The sequence below is a fragment of the Shewanella sp. SM21 genome (assembly GCF_025654335.1).
GTDB lineage: Bacteria > Pseudomonadota > Gammaproteobacteria > Enterobacterales > Shewanellaceae > Shewanella > Shewanella oncorhynchi.
On sequence record NZ_JAKKRL010000017.1, the window covers coordinates 64252 to 81411 of the forward strand.

Here is a 17160-nt window from a genome sequence, read left to right on the forward strand (position 1 = left end):
CCTTAAAAGCTACTAAGCATAGTTTGAAACAGTTGATCTGCGGTGGAAATCACCTTCGCATTCGCCATATATGACTGCTGATAGATGATCAAATTAATCCCTTCTTCATCGGGATTCACACCACTGGTACTCGCCCATTGGGACTGCGCATCTTTTTGCAAATCTACACTGGTTTTAGCAAATGAAATCGCTTGGCGAGAAGCAGAACCTAACTGGCCAACCTTGCTGGAGAAGGATTCCGCTAAGCTTGTATTACTGCCAAGGCTAGTAAAACTCAGTTCTTTATTCGCTAGCTGTACTAAAGCTTTTAAATTTGCGTTATCGCCTTGGGTGCCATCTTTACCAAAGGCAAGTTTATCAGGCGTAAAACCGGCCGTTAGAGATAAGCTTCCTCCTGGGTTATTAGCTTGATAAGTAAATAAATCCTGTGACGGTGTCGCACCATTTAAGTCAGTGCCAGAAGCAAGAATAGAATTAAACTCGGTCGCTAACATGACCGCTAATTCATCTATGTACTGTTGCGAATCCGCAAGCTGCACATCACGGTACGTAAGCAAGGCACCTAAACTGCCACCAGCGGTTTCATCAACATTAAACTGGCTAGCACCAAATTGGATTGTCACCAAATCGTTCTTAGGATTGGTGGGATCGGGATTACTCGTTAACTTAGCGGCAGTATTTCCCGTCAATAGCGGCTCACCTCGTGCCAGCGAGATATTGACCATGCCTTGGCTATCTTCAACAACCCGAATATCTAAAATCGCAGCTAAGTCATCAATCGCAGCATCTCGACTATCTTGCAGTGCAGGGGGAATAGTTCCTGTCACACTCGCCGCCTGAATGTCGCGGTTGAAACTGGCAATAATATTTAGTTGTGAGTTGATCTCTTTTACGGACGAACCAAGCTGTCCATTGATCTGATTACGTTGCGAATCAATATTGTCGTTGATTGCATTCACTCTTTGGGCAACGGCTTTAGCCTCATTAAGTACACCTTGTCGGTAGGCAATGAGATTAGGTTGTTCCATAGATGAATTGAGGGCGGCGAATAATTGATCTAGGCCTTTTGAGATATTATTCCCTTCGGCACCAAATACTTGTTCAGCCTGACGTAAATAACTACTTTGCACTTTAGAAAAACCAACAGCACTCGTGGTTTGCCATAACTGCGCGACTTCGTATTGATCAGAGATCCGTCTAACACCATCAACAAACACGCCCGCGCCGGAGCCATAAGCACCGCCACCAACCGAACTTAACATCACCTGCTGACGTGAATAGCCTGCAACCATAGCATTAGCAACGTTATTTGAGGTTGCATTCAATGCGGCCATGCTTGCCAATAAGCCAGACTTACCAATGTTCAACATGCTCATTTAAAATCCTTCACAACGGGCCGCATAATAAGTGCAGGCTGCATCGCTGTTGTTGTCATCTGTTGAGGATCAAAGGCGACCGGATCTTTCTCAGACTGAAATGAACGTGATAGCTGCTTGGTCATCACGTCAGCCAAGCCCATACCATTGACTTGGCTTAAACGACTTGCCAATTCCGCATCATGTAAATCTTGATAAAGGCCATTATTGCTTTTGGAGGTTAAAGGATTATCTTCATCGGCCATAGCGTCGGTGGCTGAGCGCATTTGCTTAAGTACCGTTTGCAGGAACTGCGCCTCAAATTGTTGACTGACTAATTTAAGTGCACCTTGCTCGCCATTCGCCTTAATCAAATCATCGGCATTCAGCTTATTTAAGTAACCGCCCGTATTTTCAACTTTCATTAAATCACCACCAAATCAGCTTCTAAAGAGCCCGCTTCCGCCAAAGCTTCTAAAATTGCCATCAAGTCCATTGGTGTCGCACCTAAGCTATTTACGGCACGCACGATTTCTTCAATTGCTGTGCCCTCGGGCCAAACAAACATACGTTTGTTACCTTGCTCGACCAATACTTGGCTATCATTAGTCACCACGGTTTCCCCTGCGGCATTACCAAGATAAGCGCCATTAGGCTGGCTCACGTTTTCACGTTCAACAATAGTCACTGTCAGATTGCCATGGCTCACAGCGGCTTTACGAACCACAACATCTCCCCCTAATACCACTGTCCCCGTACGGCTATTAAACACGATTCTAGGTGAACGTCGGCCTTGGTCAATCTTGAGTTCTTCAAGCATTGACATAAAAGTCACACGCTCTCGATTCGACTTAGGCGCGTGTATCAGAACCTTGGCATGATCTTGCGCACGCGCAACATCGGGTCCAAATAGTTCGTTAACAGCCCGTTCGATATTTCGGGCGGTTTTAAAGTTGGGATCCTTAAGGTTTAATATGATGTCTTCATTATCACTAAAGTTACTTTTGATTGGTGCCTCAAGTAAGGCACCATTGGGGATAGTGCCAACAGTTGGCACATTCACAGTCACAGATGATCCATTACGACCGGCGGCAGAAATACCGCCAACCACTAAGTTGCCCTGCGCTACCGCGTAAACCTCACCATCGACAGCCCTAAGAGGCGTCATTAATAAGGTTCCGCCCTGAAGACTTTTTGCATCACCAAGGGATGAAACCGTCACATCTAAGGATTGTCCTGGGCTCGCCAGAGAAGTAATAGTCGCATGCACAGCAACGGCGGCGACGTTCTTTAACTTAGGATCGGTTTTATCATCAATCTGTACACCAAACTGCTTAAGCATATTGACGACAGATTGACTGGTAAATTTAACTTGAGAGCGGTCACCCGTCCCATTTAACCCGACGACTAAGCCATAACCCACGAGTTGGTTATCACGCAGACCTTGCACATCGACAATATCCATCAAGTAGCGGCTTTGCTCTTCCGCTTGCAGTGTACCAGTAGCCAAAAGTAACAATAATAAACAACGTAGCATCAAAATATCCTTTGCTAGAGCGGGAACCATGGACTATTGAAATAGCGAGAAGCCCATCCCATAGCATTACTGTCGGCAATGGCACCTTGACCACCATAGATAATTCGGGCATCGGCAATACGTTGCGACGATATCGTATTGTCATTACCTATATCATCAGCACGTATAATGCCAAGTAAGCGTAAATACTCATCGCCCTGATTCAATCGCAGCCATTTTTCACCACGTATCAACAAGGTACCATTAGGTAAAACCTTAGAAACAGTTACAGTGATTGAACCTGATAACTGGTTTTGCTGTGTACTTGAGCCTGCACCATTAAACCCTCTCGAAAAAGAGGTTTTACCGTCAGCATTGGCCGTTTTATCACCAATATTGCCCGCAAGTCCCATACCCATATCTTGTTCTTTGTTGGTCTTGGTATCCGCTTTCTTACTCGAATAGGTTTTTTCATCTAACGCGACGGTTAAAATATCGCCCTCACGGAAAGCACGTTTATCCTTAAAAAGTGTCAACATGAAACCGGGACGATAAAGACTGCCATCCTTTGCATCTGGCAGGCTGTAGTCAATCTCAGGCGGTGCCCACTCTTTAGTGCCAGGTTTAGTCTCCTTATCTGGAATATGCGACATACAACCCGATAACAGTGCAAACCATAAAAACCATAACCAACGCATGATTGCCTCTCTAAACCGATTGATTGAGGAACTTGAGCATATCGTCTGAGGCTGACACAACTTTGGCATTCATCTCATATGCTCTCTGCGTGGAAATCATTTCGACCATTTCTTCCACCACGTTGACGTTTGCGCCCTCTAGCGCACCCTGTCTTAAAGCACCTAAAGCTTGATCACCCGCCACACCTTCAACCGCCACACCCGATGCCGCCGTTTCACGGTAAAGGTTGTCACCTCGAGCTTCTAACCCTGCTGGATTAGTAAAGTTAACAAGCGTGATTTGACCTAAATCTTGAGGTTCAGCTTCACCCGCCATTTTCGCTGTGACAACACCATCGTTAGCAATGGTAACGGTTAGCGCATCTTCAGGGATCACGATATTAGGCACTAAAGGTAAACCTTGTGACGTGACCATCATGCCTTCACTACTGCGATAAAACTGACCGTCACGGGTATAAGCAAGATCGCCATTTGGCTCTTCTACTTGGAAAAAACCATGACCTTCGATCGCTAAATCCAACTGCTGACTGGTATTTTGCATATCCCCAGTAGTGAATATTTTTTGAGTACCAACGACTCTCGTTCCTGCACCTAATTGCAGACCCGATGGCAGATTATTCAGTGCATCAACCTGTCCACCTGGCTGACGTTGAACCTGATAAAACAGATCATTAAACGCAACACGGTCACGCTTAAAACCTGTGGTATTCACGTTTGCCAAGTTGTTGGCAATCGCAGTCATTTTCGTATCTTGTGCTGTTAGGCCGGTTTTACTTACCCATAACGCTGATTGCATACCAATAATCCTTAAACATTGCCCAGCAGACGATTACCAGCCTCGGCCAGCTTTTCTGCACTTTTCATTAACTTAACTTGAATCTCAAATTGACGACTCAAATCCATAGATGCAATAAGCTCTGACACGGCCTGCACGTTACTCGACTCAAGGAAGCCACTATCCACTAACACACCTTCATCTTGTGGCACTGCTTGGCCATCACGACGATAGAGCAACCCATCTTGCCCCTTTTGCATTAAGGCAAAGTCAGGATTCACTAGCTTTAATCGGCCCACTTCCTCAATGATCCCGCCTTCAGAGGGTAAAACACTGACGGTGCCGTCTTCACCCACAAAGACATCTTTATGCTCAGGCAGCGCTATCGGCCCATCAACGCCTAATACAGGTCGGCCATCGATAGTCAGTTGCCCCTCGGCATTTGTCTCGATTGCGCCCGAACGGGTGTATGCTTCAACACCGTCAACAGCCACACTGAACAAGCCACGATCGCGGATCGCTAAATCCAATGAACGGCCCGTAGGATTGATCACCCCACTTTGCTGGCTAAAACCACTACTCTCAGTCTGTGCCATGACCCTTGTGTTCAAACTATTACCTTGAACAGCTAAAGGCACTGCATTAACACGCTCAAGGTCGGCTTTAAATCCTGCAGTTTCAGCGTTAGCCAAGTTATTCGCGCGAATACTTTGCGCCTCAAGAATACGAACTGCACCACTGGCGGCGGTATAAAGCATCTTCTCCATGTCAGTGTCTCTTCTTAAATGGCATTAAGTAATGCTTGTTGCATAGTCGAGTTCACATCAAGAACTTTGGCGTTAGATTGATAATTACGTTGTGCCGACATGAGGTTAACCATTTCAGCGGTCGTATCCACATTCGAGCCCTCTAAATACCCCCCCGTTACAGTGCCCATAGTTCCTGTAGATGGCGCCCCCATAATCGCTTGCCCAGCGGTATTTGTAGCCACCCAAGCATTGTTACTCACGGCCGATAAACCGTTGGGATTACTAAAGTTTGCGAGGACGACCTGACCCTGTAATTGATCTTGGCCGTTAGTATAAGTGCCATACAACATGCCATTGTCATCCAGACGCACACCTTTCAATTCACCCGAGGTGTAACCGTCTTGAGATAAACTCGAGTTGTTGTATTTGGCGGCATACTGAGTGCTTTTATCAAAATTGATATCAAATTTAAGCGGTGATGCCCCATTACCCAATGTAAGGTCGAAGGTATCCTTTGTTGTAGTTGGATCTAAAATGCCTTTTGAATCAAATTTTAATGTTGTTTGGTCTGGCAGAAGAGTCCCATCCAGAGTGTAATTAATCGTCCACTCATTCGGCGCTGTTTTTACATAATACTGAGTCACCACATGCTCAGTACCCAAAGAGTCGTAGACACTGGTGGTACCAATAGAGTGATAACTATCAATATTTTTAGGATCAAATGGCACGGCTGGGACAGCTGGGGGAATAACATCGACTCTCGCATCGAGATTTGAAACCATGCTGACATTCGTTGTGGCTTTGGCCGCTAAAGAAGCCGTTTGTACCTGTAAATCACCCGCATTACCAGTTTGCAATCTTCCCGTCGCATTCACAGAATATCCCTGTAAACGATTACCGACTGGATCGGTTATAAAGCCTTGATTGTCCTTATGGAACATCCCTGCTCTAGCATACATGGCGCCGCCATCATTCCCCTTGAGAACAAAAAAGCCTTCGCCTTGGATCCCCATATCAAGCTGACGACCGGTATAAGTTAAGCTGCCACCTTTAGAGAAGTTTTGGCTCGTTGACATCACGCCAACGCCACCCGCCTGACCACCATTATAAATTGATGCAAATTCACTACGGCCACCGCGAAACCCACTCGTTGATGCGTTAGCAATGTTATTACTGATAGTGTTGAGGTCTTGAGTCGTCGCCTGTAAACCACTTAAAGCTATGTTAAATGACATCTTAATATCCTATAAAAATAATTTACGAAACTTCAGAAATATTGAGCACAGAAACAACCCCAACACCATGACCCATTTCAGCCATCATCATGCCGGATGCACTGGAGAAATGGATTCTCTCGATCGGTGCCTTAATATACGTTGGCGCAACTAAACTATTTTCACCTAGTGTCGCCTTAGCTTTGATTTCATATTTGCCTGCAGACAACCCCAGCTCAGCAGGATCGATAGAGAACCGAACATCACCAACATCCTGAGCACCGAGTTGAATAGTGCTAACGACCTGACCTTGTGCATCGATAATTTCAAGATCTAAGCCTTCAGCTGCATTCTCTAAATACACTTTGCCTTCAACCGCTTCACCATCGAGCTGAAACTCAGACACAGGCACCATGGCATTCTTACCAATCAAAGATGCCGACTGTACTATGCCCAAATTTTCCATCATGACCATTTGGCTTGATTGATTCTTCCGCATTCCCTCTAAGCTTTCGACCTGCGAAAACTGCGCTAATTGAGAGATATACTCAGCACTGTTAAGCGGTTTAGTGGGATCTTGATTCTTGATTTGTGCAATCATTAAGGTCATAAATTCATTCTTTAATGACGCAGCATCATTCCCTGGTGCCGCTAATGCACCTGCAGGATTCTGAATCGAGTTGTTACCAGAGCGAGCCAATTCCATTGCTATTTATTCCCTAGTTGCAATAAACCTTGCTGCATAGAACGCGCACGATTCATGATTTCAACACTGGTTTCAAATGAACGACTTGCCGCCATCATGTCAGCCATTTCTTCAATCGTGTTCACATTAGAGTAAGCAACATAGCCTTGTTCATTGGCAAAGGGATGATTCGGCTCATAACGCATATCCAATGGGGCATCCGCTTGGACTATGTCGCTCACTTCAATCGAAGCACCAATCGCACCTTGTTGAGTCGCATCGTAAATAGTCGCAAATACGGGTTTTAATGCTCGATAGGCCGACTCAGGGTTTTCGGCGGCAGTTCCAGCGTTAGCTAAGTTACTCGCGACCGTATTTAAACGTATGGTCTGAGCATTCATGCCAGCACCCGCTATTTGATAAATATCGCCAAATGACATACAGGCTCCTAACGACCTTCAATAGCAGACTTTAGACCGGCTATTTTCATGTTTAAAAATGTCAAACTCGTTTGATAATCCATCGCATTCTGTGAATATCTTGCCTGTTCCTTACCGAGTTCCACGGTATTATCATCGGCAGAATTTTGATAAGGCATGCGATAAGCGAGGCTGTACTCTTGATTCATCTGCATGCCTGCTTCAACTTGCTTCATGGCCGCTTTGAAATCCAAATCTCTCGCTTTGTACCCCGGAGTTTCGGCATTGATTAAATTACTCGCTAATACCTTGCTTCTCTCCACTCTAAAATCGAGTGTCTGAGGATGTATTCCTAATGCTTTATCAAGGTTGATAGCCATCTCAACTCCTAGTACTGTATGCGTAATTAATTTAGATGGCCGAGCAGCTTACAATTAGCATGCCAATATACTTATTCATATAAAACAGTTGGTTAAATGAAATCGCTATTGATATACGGAAAGTTCTTTTCCCTCACTTTCTTACTGAGCATAGGGTTACTTCCGCTCAATGTGCACGCGAAAGGGAAGATCACGGCGACAGAACAAATATCTCAGCAAATGACAAACTCCGTAGCCGCAGAGATAGCTAAGTGGCAACAATCGCAAGAGATAAAAAAAGTCAGCAAAAAAATCACACTGCACATTCCTTCCAGCACTGCCAAGCTAAAAACGTGTAGCACAGCGCTCCAAGTCGAGGCTGCTAAAGGGCTCCCATTCGGTCGGATCCAACGAAAAATAAGCTGTGCCTCTGAAGGCTGGTCACTCTATGTTCGGGCCAAGGTTGCTCTCAGCGCCTACATTCCTGTTGCCAACAAAACGCTTAAGAGAGATGAAGTTGTCACATCAGAAAATCTACAATGGCAAATGTTGCCCTTAACTGCGTCAGATCAAGACATTATTACTGATGAAAAACACATTTTAGGGCAAGCGGTTGCCAGAAAAATAATCAAAAACAAACCCATAAGAGCAAGCAATTTAAGTGCACCAGAACTCGTGAGCATAGGGGATGAAGTGATTATCGAAGCAGTCAGTGCCACCTTTTATGCCAATATGATTGGGATTGCTATGGATGCGGGTAAACAAGGTGATGCCATTAGAGTGAGGAATAGTAGTTCAGGGAAAATCATTACCGCTTACCCCATAGCTAAGGGGAGAGTTGAAACCCGTTTTTAACATTTAAGCCACCTTAGAATAAATTTAAAAATTTATTTTAGATTTATCCTATTTAGGTCGCCTATATCTAATATCTAGCCATTTATGACGATGAACATCTATGGAAATTAATAAAATTAGCAGTGCCTTGAGCACTGAGTTCAGCACGAGTAAGAGCGCTAATACGCCCAGAAAGCCCGTTGAATCAGAAAATCTATCAACGCCAACACGACAAGATATTAGTCACGACTGGCAATTGTTAGAACAAACCCAGAAAGAGTTACATACCATCTCCGACGTTGACACAGATAAAGTTGCTGCTATACGTCAGGCTTTAAGTAATGGCAGCTTTGAGCTGAGCTTAGATAAAATTGCAGATAAGATATTGATACAGCATGGATAATAGTCAAGTAAATAAACGCGAACTTGTTCAAAGTTTAATTCGCGATATTCGTCAAGATCTTGAGGGATATAGTCAATTAAAATCAATGCTTAAGCACCAACGTGAATTAATGCAACGCAGGGATAATGATGCGCTCTTAGCCCATAACGAGCGTCAAACTGCACTGTGTAACAAGTTGGCTTTGAGAGCCAAACAGCGAAGCGAAAATCTCGCGACACTAGGTTTTAATAGTGACAATAGTGGCATGAGACGCTTAATCACGGCGCTACCTGATCACCTAAGACCGCAAATAAAAATGTCATGGGACAACTTGCAGCTGTTAGTTAAAGATAGCCAAACAGCCAATGAAACCAACGGCAGATTGCTCGTAATACAGCAAGAAACGATTAACCGTATCCTGAATCAAGATGGCCAACACCATGAAATTGATTACGGTGCCAAACGCTAATTAAACTGAATTATTGAGAGTTACCAAAGCCCTCGCTAATGGGACATAGTTTAAAAGGTGGCTCTCAGCTGTAATGACACAGCGCCTATTGGCCTTTATTCTTGTAATAGAAACCCGCCATATCATCAACAATTGCCTGTTCACGGCGCGCCACTTGTGCTTGTTCTTGTATATGTGTTTGTTTTTCAAGCCACTTCAAACCTTGCTGACGCCCTAATTGCTTACGCCATAGGCGATCAATACGCAGTTGTTCCTGTTGTAGAAAAACCTCCTTTTGAGCTAACTTCACCCGCATAGGCTCTAACACTTGCGCCATACTTGCGGAATTTTGCCAGAGCAAAACATTTGAGCCCTCTTTCGCACCACGATAAGTCAATATCATTTGGGCTAAGGCTTGATTTTGTTGTTGATTTAGTTGGACGCTTAGGCTGGAATCATCGCGTTTTTGCCCTAGCTGCGCTAATTTCTTTTCAGCTTGAACACGTAACTTAGAGAGATGACGCTGGCTCATATCCCATAACTCCCATCAACTGTTCCAATTGCACTAAACTTTCAGCCAGATTGACTTTACTGTGTGTGGTCTGGCGTAAAAATCGTGCCATTTCTGGATACACTCGCACAGCAAGATCCATTTCAGGATCTTGGCCAGCTTGGTACCCACCTAAAGGTAATAAGTCTCTAACCTCATTGTAACGACTCAAAAGATGTCTAAAGATCTGACTCTGTTCAATACTGCTAGAGGTCGCTATGTGCATGGCTAAGCGGCTCACTGACGCATTAAGATCAATCGCAGGGAAATGTCCTTGCTCGGCCAATTTACGACTTAGCACTATATGGCCATCTAAAATAGCTCTCGCTGCATCTGCAACAGGATCCTGCTGATCATCACCCTCGGCCAATACGGTATAAAACGCGGTTAACGTTCCCGTCGGATGTTCACCATTGCCCGCCATTTCCACCAGTCTAGGTAACTGTGCAAATGCCGATGGCGGATAGCCTTTGGTTGCTGGAGGCTCACCTAAACTCAAGGCGATTTCACGCTGTGCCTGAGCATAACGAGTCAATGAGTCGACTAATAGCAACACTTGCTTACCTTGATCTCTAAAAGCACAGGCAATTGAGTGGGATAACCGCATTGCACGTAATCGCATGAGCGGTGTGGTATCTGCAGGGGCTGCAATAATCACAGCCCGTTTACGCCCTTCTTCACCGAGTGTTTCTTCAATAAACTCCCTGACCTCACGGCCACGCTCACCAATTAAGCCAACCACCACGACATCTGCTTCAGTAAAACGAGTCATCATGCCTAATAACACACTCTTACCCACACCAGAGCCCGCAAAGAGCCCGAGTCGCTGGCCTCTACCGATGGGCAACAAACTATTGATGGCGCGAATACCGACATCTAGCGGCTGCCGAATAGGCTGGCGCAGCAAAGGATTGTAACTCGTGTGAGATTGCGGGACTTGTGAAACACCGGTTAAATCGCCCAGTAAGTCGAGTGGCTGTCCAAGTCCATCAAGCACCCTGCCAAGCAAACCATCACCAATAGCAATTGTTTGCTCATCCGTAATAGGCAGCACTCTGGCACCTGGCATCAAGCCCTGTGTAGGCTCAATCGGCATAAGGCACAATACGTCCCGATGAAAGCCAACGACTTCAGCCTCAATTAAACGACCATTTCGCCCTTCAATCTGGCAACGATCCCCCATGCCAAGCTGACAGCCAACAGCCTCAAGCAATAGACCATTAACTCGAATGAGACGTCCATAAACCCTTGCAACTGGAACCTGAGGCCAATCGTCATGAAATACATCAGACTCCAATCTCAGCCTCATTCAACTTGGTTTCAACCTGCTTCATGCAAGCATCGAGTCGTGTCTCGACTGAAGCATCTGCATCGGATTTATCACTCACAATTCGACAACTGCCCGCTGAAATACTGCTATCAGCGATGAGATTCCAGCCACGGATTTTATCTTCCGAGAGCTCTTTTAATTTAGTCACGGCACTCGGCTCTAAATGGATTTTGATATCCGCTTGGTCATCGGGCAACGCACTCAAGGTTTCTTCAACGAGTTTAAGAATTTGTTGTGGCTGCAGGGTTAGCTCGCAGCGAATCACTTGTTGTGACACTCGGCGTACTAATTCAAGGATCAAATTTTGCTGTTCACGAACCTGCTTTGCATGACCATCTTCGAGTAGCTCTCTCAAAGCACCTAGCGGTACGAGTAAACTGTTGAGCTGCTCATCGATGGATGCTCTACCCGCTGACTGCCCATCTAACCGACCTTGATGAAAACCAGCTGCATGTCCAGCAATGCGCCCTTCTTCTATGCCAGCCTCATAACCCGCACTCTTACCTTGAATAACACCTTCGTCATAACCCTCATCGAATGCTTGTTGATAACTTTGAAAATCACTGCCCGCATCGGAATTTGATTCCACCGCATCGTGTAATGCAGGAAAACGATAACGACGAGCGAGATTGGTATTTAGACGCCAACGAGAATGCTTGTTTTCCATTAAACAACGACCTGTTCTTCAAATAGCTGCAATTCAATTTCACCTTCTTGCATTAATTGCTTCGCCAGTTCCATTATCTCTTTACGCGCCCCACTCGCTCGGCTAACAGGTACACCACCTAACGCTTCAATTTGCGTTTCAATCGCTGACGACATACGTTTAGGCAAGGCATTGAGCAAGGCATCTTTCAATTCAAAATCAATGCCTTTTAATGCTAACGATAGGGTTTCAGAAGGTACTTGTCCTAATAAGGTCTGCAACGTTTCTTGCTTTTGTCGCCCAAGAATAATGAAGTCAAACATGTTATCGGTGACATCAATCGCCATCTGCTTATCATGGAGTTTGATCATTTCCATCAACTGTTCTCTGTCGCCTTCGAAGCGATTGAGGATATCGGCAACCTGTTTGACACCCGCCACTTGCGTGTGACTTTTCTCCATTGCCATCAACATGCAGCGCTCAACCAGTTCTCGCAGTTCCTCAACAACATTACGATCCAATTCGCCAAGTTGCGCGATACGAACGAGCACCTCATCTTGGCTATCACTAGGCAACATTTTTAAGATTTTAGCGGCACTTTCTGGTGGTAATAATCCCAACAATACCGCTTGTAACTGGCAGTGCTCATGGGTGATTTCACGGGCAAGTAATTGGGGGTCAACCCATTCAAGACGCTTAACGAGCACTTTAATCTCATCACCATAAATGCTATCGATAAGACTTTTAGAGACTCTGTCTCCCAAAGCGATATCGAGTGTCTTTTGTAAATAGGACCGTGAGGCTCTGGCGATACCCGATTGTTCTTTATAGCGTTGGAAAAAACGGCTGAGTACTGCCTCGGCTTCTTGCTGGGTAATACTCGATAACCGTGCCATTTTATGGCTTAAGTGTTGCACATCGTTACGATCCAAATGCGCCATGACCATGGCAGCACCTTCTTCTCCCATACTCAGTAATAACATGGCCGCTTGGGCGTAATTGTCCATCTTAATTTCGATTGAATTATTCACCGTCTTTATCGCCTATCCAATGAGCTATCACTTCTGCAACACGCGCGGGTTCTTTGTTTGCGAGCAAGGCTAAATGCTCCATTTTAACGGTCAAAGGTGAGCCAGGCTCGGGTAAACCTTGACTGCCTAGCCAGTCGGCACTCGGTAACTGATGTGCTTGATTTGATAAAGTTTCGGCGGAATGCCCATCGAGTGCAGCAGCGGAAGCGGCACTTAATGCAACGGGCTCAATTCTAGGCGCGGTAATTTGAGCGGTTCGGGTCAAGTGCTTAACCAGCGGCCTTAATACGAACAAAATAAGTCCAAAGCCAAGGATGCCGCCTATGATGTAGCGTAAATAAGCTTGGTAATTTTCTGATTGCCACCAAGGTGACGGCGTAAATTCGGCAGCGACGGTTGGGGTAAACTCAAAGGCATTAATGGTAAAACTATCACCTCTCGCCGCCGAAAAGCCGATGGCATCCTTGACCATATTGCCAAACTTAACCAGTTGAGCCTCTTCATTGAATGCTCCTTGACCCGTAGCACTATTAATAAGCACTGAAACTGAGAGGTTTTCGAGCTGCATTTGTTGATAACGAACATGACGCACAGAACGACCAACGTCATATTGACGACTTTCTTCCTGCTTCAAATTACGGGTCTTATCATTCGTCGCCTCTTTCCCTGCTTGGGGTGGCTTATTACTTAAAGCTCCAGGAATTCCCGCGGCAATAGTATTACTTGAATCATCGACACTCGTGCGCTCTTGAGTCACGACATTTTGCGGATCGAGTGACTCCTTAGTTTCTTCAACCTGATTGAAGTTTACTTTTGCAGTCACCCGCACTTGGAAATTATCTTGACCAAGCACAGGCTCGAGCATAGAGGCGGCATTAGCCACTAAGCTATTCTCAAGTTCACGCGTGTACTGTAACTGCTTGTTTCTAGACTGACTAAGATCTTGATTGCCTGAAATATTCTCACTTAAATATCGACCATCTTGATCGACAACTTTGATATTACTGGCCGTTAGTCCAGTCACACTGCCAGCAACCAAATTAACAATAGCCTCAACTTGTGTTTCAGAGAGTCGAGTATTCGGGTCTAGCTGCAGCATGACGGAAGCCGTCGGCAGTTCAGGCTCCTGACGGATAAACAGAGTTTGTTTAGGTATCGCCAAATGAACTCTTGCGGCACGGACCGACTTTAACGACATGATAGTGCGAGCTAATTCACCTTCTAAACTATGGCGATACTTAGCTTGTTCCATAAATTGACTCGTGCCGAGCGCGGTATTGTCGAGTGCCTCCATACCCGAAGGTACTTTCGCTTTTACCCCTTTTGCGGCCAAAAGCATACGCGCATTACCGACTTGCTCTTCTGCAACGAGGACTGCCCCAGTATTAGCCTCGAGGCGATAATCAATGCCTTCTGCATCCAAGACATTTAACACTTGAGAGGTATCGACATTTTCTTGGCTGCCATATAAAGGTCGATACCCTGCAGTAGCAGTCCATAACATCAACACTATGACACTAGCGACAACCACCGCAAGTAAAGCTAAGGCGATAACCTGACGATCACCACGGTTAAAACGATGCCATTTTTGGGTCATGCCAGCAATGAATCCTGACGAAGATTCAGTCCCGGTAATATCCTGACCTGATTGAACAAAAGTGGTAGACATTCACACAATTCCTTAAATAGGCATCTTCATTACATCGTCAAATGCTTGCACAAGACGATTACGAATTTGGAGCATAGTCGCAAAGGACAAACTGGCCTTTTGCGAAGCCACCATAGCACCGACGAGATCATCACTTTTTCCACTATCGACAGCCGCCATCGCCATAGAGGATTGGTTCTGATCTTGGTTAACGGCAGAAACTTTACTCTTAATCAAGTCAGTGAATGACCCATAAGCCATACCATTATCGGCAGGGTTTGAAGTGATGTTGATCGCCCCTTTAGCCACTTCACGATGAATGTTTAAGGTTTCCATTAACATATTTGAGCTAACAATCGCTCCATTAGACATATTCCATTCCTATTACTTTTTGATTGCTCTAAGCTGCTCGACCCGCTTGCTCTAATAACATTTCAATATCAATACCCGCTTCACGCATTTGTACGAGGCGATATCTTAAGGCTCTAGTCGTCATCCCTAGCGCCTCAGCACTTAATGTGCGTTGTCCATTAAAACGTTTAAGTACATCAATAATATATTGAAACTCTGCCTGTTGTTTTGACGCTTTAAGCCCATCTGAGGCGCCTAAAGGCTCCAACTCAAGCATCTCTTCTTGAATGTTTAACCCGAGTTCCGCAACTTGAATCGCCTGACCTCTACGCATCACTAATGCACGTTGAATACAATTTTCTAGCTCTCTTACATTTCCGGGCCAATCATAGTTAACGAGCACTTGTCTTGCGTGCTCACTGAAATAACAGCGACTTGAGCAATCAGATTGGCCATATAAATTTAAGAAATGTTCAGCGAGAGGCAGGATGTCAGCCTTTCGTTCTCTTAAAGGCTTAATTTTCAGAGGTAAAACATCTAATCGATAGAACAAATCCTCCCTAAAATGTCCAAACTCCACGGCTTGTCTTAAGTCGCGATTGGTAGAAGCAATGACTCTGATATCCAGCGGTATAACATGCTGGCCACCAAGTCTTTCGACTTCACGCTCCTGTAGTACCCGAAGTAACTTCGCCTGTAACGGCAAGGGCATTTCACCAATTTCATCGAGTAATAAAGTACCGCCATTGGCCTGCTCAAATTTTCCTGCCTTATCACAAATGGCACCAGTGAAGGCACCTTTGACATGCCCAAAGAGAACGGACTCTAGAATACTTTCAGGGATGGCAGCGCAGTTAATCGCAACGAAAGGCTTATGTGAACGGGAGGAGTGGCGATGAATATAACGAGCAAGCGGTTCTTTACCAGTACCACTTTCACCCAATAATAAAACACTGGCCTCAGTGGTTGCGGCGCGATGGGCCAACATCAACAATTGTCGACTAACAGAAGCCGCGACAACCAAACTAGAATCAGGTAACTCTAAACGGTGTAATCGTTGAATTGAGGCAAGTAACTGCTCAGTTTCTACGGGAATTAATAGATAATCCTGTACGCCAGCTCGCATTGCTGCGGCTGCCAACTCACCTTGCTCTGGTGCTAATAAGGCGACGATATTACGGCCAGGAAAACGGGCAAGATAGGACTTCACATCACAAGGACTACAATCCGATAAGTTAACGATAGTGAGCCAAGGTAATTCCATTGCATCACTCCACAGATAAAAATCCTCATGTGTTATTTTGCATGCAAGTTCCGCAGATATGTTTAACCCTTCAATCCGTATACTTAGGCCACCCACTCACTAACTCCCTTTCGTTTACAGTACATTAAATAACACCTTTATTTAGACCGATTAAGTATCTGTGCATGAATGTATATAAAAGCTATTACAGCTTATAACGCTATTATCTCGATAGATTGAGTGACTCATTACTATGCTTCCTAAACAGATTAAGAAAAGACGGAAGCCAGAAAGCGGAAACAGAACTTCCGCAATGAATGTAAAAACACTGATAACACTGTTCACTCGAAAATTAGCATTCGCAATCCATAAGGTCATACCGCCAACTTAAATCAGGTTTAAATGTGTTCTTTCGCAATTATCGATAAAAATGTGACCAGCACCAAAATTTAAGATGCCATGCTCAAACAAATCTATTCTCATCAATTAAAAATCACAGTGAAACACTTGGAAATATAAAAGACCACCTGCAAAAAAGTGATACATATAACTTAGGACTGACTTATACCAAATATATTTGTAAAATAACATATCATAATGATAAAAATACAACGATGCTAATAACCATAGTGATGAAAAACTTAGCCACTTAGTATTTACAACAAATAAGACACAAAATAAATTTACAAAAAAGCAATAAAAATCAAAAGCAAGTGTAAATAAGTACACAAAGTAATCATTGATGACAAACATGTAAGCACTAGAATAAATATAGTCACGCCAAAATATCGACAAACGTCAAAATAATACTATTCCGACTATTTATTGACGCTGAAATATAAGACTAAAAAGCATTAATATCTTCTTACACAATCTCAAAATAAACATTTTGTTTACAAACTCAGTCACCCTAGAATTCTATTCACA

20 protein-coding genes are annotated in these 17160 nt (G+C 44.6%); 3 read left to right on the forward strand and 17 right to left on the reverse strand.

Annotation, left to right across the window (positions count from 1 at the left end; translation table 11 throughout):
* Nucleotides 1-2: 2 nt before the first annotated feature.
* Genes flgK through flgB form a run of 10 tightly spaced genes read right to left on the reverse strand, consistent with a single transcriptional unit; the run spans nucleotide 3 to nucleotide 7791 of the window.
* Nucleotides 3-1376 carry a flagellar hook-associated protein FlgK gene (gene flgK, locus L5L94_RS19115; protein WP_113940818.1) on the reverse strand — a complete coding sequence of 458 codons (1374 nt, stop codon included), beginning with the start codon at nucleotides 1374-1376 and terminating at the stop codon, nucleotides 3-5.
* Nucleotides 1373-1780: a rod-binding protein gene (locus tag L5L94_RS19120; protein WP_113940819.1), complete on the reverse strand. Its 408-nt coding sequence runs from the start codon at nucleotides 1778-1780 to the stop codon at nucleotides 1373-1375. The genes flgK and L5L94_RS19120 overlap by 4 nt, the downstream gene beginning before the upstream one ends.
* A complete protein-coding gene (locus tag L5L94_RS19125) occupies nucleotides 1780-2892 on the reverse strand; it encodes a flagellar basal body P-ring protein FlgI (RefSeq protein WP_113940820.1) in 1113 nt (370 codons plus the stop codon). Before L5L94_RS19125 ends, L5L94_RS19120 begins: the two co-directional genes overlap by 1 nt.
* A 14-nt stretch (nucleotides 2893-2906) precedes the next feature.
* Nucleotides 2907-3569 (reverse strand): flagellar basal body L-ring protein FlgH, encoded by a 663-nt coding sequence (gene flgH, locus L5L94_RS19130; protein ID WP_113940821.1) that lies wholly within the window; start codon nucleotides 3567-3569, stop codon nucleotides 2907-2909.
* Nucleotides 3570-3579: 10 nt separating this feature from the next.
* Nucleotides 3580-4365 (reverse strand): flagellar basal-body rod protein FlgG, encoded by a 786-nt coding sequence (gene flgG / locus L5L94_RS19135; protein WP_006083393.1) that lies wholly within the window; start codon nucleotides 4363-4365, stop codon nucleotides 3580-3582.
* Between the two features lie 11 nt (nucleotides 4366-4376).
* Nucleotides 4377-5111, reverse strand: coding sequence for a flagellar basal body rod protein FlgF (locus L5L94_RS19140; protein ID WP_131523393.1), 735 nt, complete (start codon nucleotides 5109-5111; stop codon nucleotides 4377-4379).
* 14 nt (nucleotides 5112-5125) lie between these two features.
* The gene (gene flgE, locus L5L94_RS19145) at nucleotides 5126-6328 is read right to left on the reverse strand and encodes a flagellar hook protein FlgE (protein ID WP_198573117.1); all 1203 of its coding nucleotides are present in this window, start codon (nucleotides 6326-6328) and stop codon (nucleotides 5126-5128) included.
* 22 nt (nucleotides 6329-6350) lie between these two features.
* Nucleotides 6351-7013 carry a flagellar hook assembly protein FlgD gene (locus L5L94_RS19150; protein ID WP_263148206.1) on the reverse strand — a complete coding sequence of 221 codons (663 nt, stop codon included), beginning with the start codon at nucleotides 7011-7013 and terminating at the stop codon, nucleotides 6351-6353.
* 2 nt (nucleotides 7014-7015) lie between these two features.
* Nucleotides 7016-7432 carry a flagellar basal body rod protein FlgC gene (flgC, locus tag L5L94_RS19155; RefSeq protein WP_113940825.1) on the reverse strand — a complete coding sequence of 139 codons (417 nt, stop codon included), beginning with the start codon at nucleotides 7430-7432 and terminating at the stop codon, nucleotides 7016-7018.
* Between the two features lie 8 nt (nucleotides 7433-7440).
* Nucleotides 7441-7791 carry a flagellar basal body rod protein FlgB gene (gene flgB, locus L5L94_RS19160; protein ID WP_113940826.1) on the reverse strand — a complete coding sequence of 117 codons (351 nt, stop codon included), beginning with the start codon at nucleotides 7789-7791 and terminating at the stop codon, nucleotides 7441-7443.
* 108 nt (nucleotides 7792-7899) lie between these two features.
* Here flgB and flgA point away from each other — a divergent pair, with 108 nt between their 5' ends.
* From flgA to L5L94_RS19175, 3 genes are all read left to right on the forward strand, one after another.
* On the forward strand, nucleotides 7900-8625 hold the full coding sequence (gene flgA / locus L5L94_RS19165) for a flagellar basal body P-ring formation chaperone FlgA (protein ID WP_251071169.1): 726 nt from the start codon (nucleotides 7900-7902) through the stop codon (nucleotides 8623-8625).
* Between the two features lie 100 nt (nucleotides 8626-8725).
* Nucleotides 8726-9007 (forward strand): flagellar biosynthesis anti-sigma factor FlgM, encoded by a 282-nt coding sequence (gene flgM, locus L5L94_RS19170; RefSeq protein ID WP_113940828.1) that lies wholly within the window; start codon nucleotides 8726-8728, stop codon nucleotides 9005-9007.
* The gene (locus L5L94_RS19175) at nucleotides 9000-9455 is read left to right on the forward strand and encodes a flagellar protein FlgN (RefSeq protein ID WP_028761850.1); all 456 of its coding nucleotides are present in this window, start codon (nucleotides 9000-9002) and stop codon (nucleotides 9453-9455) included. The genes flgM and L5L94_RS19175 overlap by 8 nt, the downstream gene beginning before the upstream one ends.
* A gap of 85 nt (nucleotides 9456-9540) precedes the next feature.
* Here the strand turns inward: L5L94_RS19175 and L5L94_RS19180 are convergent, their stop codons facing one another.
* From L5L94_RS19180 to L5L94_RS19210, 7 genes are read right to left on the reverse strand one after another with little or no spacing between them, the layout of a single operon-like run.
* Nucleotides 9541-9966, reverse strand: a complete 426-nt coding sequence (locus L5L94_RS19180; protein ID WP_131523390.1) for a hypothetical protein — start codon at nucleotides 9964-9966, stop codon at nucleotides 9541-9543.
* On the reverse strand, nucleotides 9944-11293 hold the full coding sequence (locus tag L5L94_RS19185; RefSeq protein WP_113940831.1) for a FliI/YscN family ATPase: 1350 nt from the start codon (nucleotides 11291-11293) through the stop codon (nucleotides 9944-9946). Before L5L94_RS19185 ends, L5L94_RS19180 begins: the two co-directional genes overlap by 23 nt.
* Nucleotides 11271-11981, reverse strand: coding sequence for a flagellar assembly protein FliH (gene fliH, locus L5L94_RS19190; RefSeq protein ID WP_113940832.1), 711 nt, complete (start codon nucleotides 11979-11981; stop codon nucleotides 11271-11273). Before fliH ends, L5L94_RS19185 begins: the two co-directional genes overlap by 23 nt.
* Nucleotides 11981-12967, reverse strand: a complete 987-nt coding sequence (locus tag L5L94_RS19195) for a flagellar motor switch protein FliG (protein WP_049821660.1) — start codon at nucleotides 12965-12967, stop codon at nucleotides 11981-11983. The genes fliH and L5L94_RS19195 overlap by 1 nt, the downstream gene beginning before the upstream one ends.
* Nucleotides 12968-12983: 16 nt before the next feature.
* Entirely contained in the window at nucleotides 12984-14660 is a 1677-nt protein-coding gene (gene fliF, locus L5L94_RS19200; protein ID WP_263164611.1) for a flagellar basal-body MS-ring/collar protein FliF, read from the reverse strand.
* A gap of 12 nt (nucleotides 14661-14672) precedes the next feature.
* Entirely contained in the window at nucleotides 14673-15011 is a 339-nt protein-coding gene (gene fliE, locus L5L94_RS19205) for a flagellar hook-basal body complex protein FliE (RefSeq protein WP_113940834.1), read from the reverse strand.
* Between the two features lie 28 nt (nucleotides 15012-15039).
* Nucleotides 15040-16350 carry a sigma-54 dependent transcriptional regulator gene (locus tag L5L94_RS19210; RefSeq protein ID WP_113940835.1) on the reverse strand — a complete coding sequence of 437 codons (1311 nt, stop codon included), beginning with the start codon at nucleotides 16348-16350 and terminating at the stop codon, nucleotides 15040-15042.
* Between the last annotated feature and the right edge of the window lie 810 nt (nucleotides 16351-17160).

Bases quoted from the DNA above. Each gene is read 5' to 3' on its own strand.
- L5L94_RS19140 (WP_131523393.1), bottom strand. From the start codon at position 5,111: ATGGAGAAGATGCTTTATACCGCCGCCAGTGGTGCAGTTCGTATTCTT.
- L5L94_RS19185 (WP_113940831.1), bottom strand. From the start codon at position 11,293: ATGAGGCTGAGATTGGAGTCTGATGTATTTCATGACGATTGGCCTCAG.
- flgK (WP_113940818.1), bottom strand. From the start codon at position 1,376: ATGAGCATGTTGAACATTGGTAAGTCTGGCTTATTGGCAAGCATGGCC.
- fliF (WP_263164611.1), bottom strand. From the start codon at position 14,660: ATGTCTACCACTTTTGTTCAATCAGGTCAGGATATTACCGGGACTGAA.
- flgH (WP_113940821.1), bottom strand. From the start codon at position 3,569: ATGCGTTGGTTATGGTTTTTATGGTTTGCACTGTTATCGGGTTGTATG.
- L5L94_RS19175 (WP_028761850.1), top strand. From the start codon at position 9,000: ATGGATAATAGTCAAGTAAATAAACGCGAACTTGTTCAAAGTTTAATT.
- L5L94_RS19195 (WP_049821660.1), bottom strand. From the start codon at position 12,967: ATGGACAATTACGCCCAAGCGGCCATGTTATTACTGAGTATGGGAGAA.
- L5L94_RS19125 (WP_113940820.1), bottom strand. From the start codon at position 2,892: ATGCTACGTTGTTTATTATTGTTACTTTTGGCTACTGGTACACTGCAA.
- fliE (WP_113940834.1), bottom strand. From the start codon at position 15,011: ATGTCTAATGGAGCGATTGTTAGCTCAAATATGTTAATGGAAACCTTA.
- flgG (WP_006083393.1), bottom strand. From the start codon at position 4,365: ATGCAATCAGCGTTATGGGTAAGTAAAACCGGCCTAACAGCACAAGAT.
- flgM (WP_113940828.1), top strand. From the start codon at position 8,726: ATGGAAATTAATAAAATTAGCAGTGCCTTGAGCACTGAGTTCAGCACG.
- L5L94_RS19120 (WP_113940819.1), bottom strand. From the start codon at position 1,780: ATGAAAGTTGAAAATACGGGCGGTTACTTAAATAAGCTGAATGCCGAT.
- fliH (WP_113940832.1), bottom strand. From the start codon at position 11,981: ATGGAAAACAAGCATTCTCGTTGGCGTCTAAATACCAATCTCGCTCGT.
- L5L94_RS19180 (WP_131523390.1), bottom strand. From the start codon at position 9,966: ATGAGCCAGCGTCATCTCTCTAAGTTACGTGTTCAAGCTGAAAAGAAA.
- flgB (WP_113940826.1), bottom strand. From the start codon at position 7,791: ATGGCTATCAACCTTGATAAAGCATTAGGAATACATCCTCAGACACTC.
- L5L94_RS19150 (WP_263148206.1), bottom strand. From the start codon at position 7,013: ATGGAATTGGCTCGCTCTGGTAACAACTCGATTCAGAATCCTGCAGGT.
- flgC (WP_113940825.1), bottom strand. From the start codon at position 7,432: ATGTCATTTGGCGATATTTATCAAATAGCGGGTGCTGGCATGAATGCT.
- flgE (WP_198573117.1), bottom strand. From the start codon at position 6,328: ATGTCATTTAACATAGCTTTAAGTGGTTTACAGGCGACGACTCAAGAC.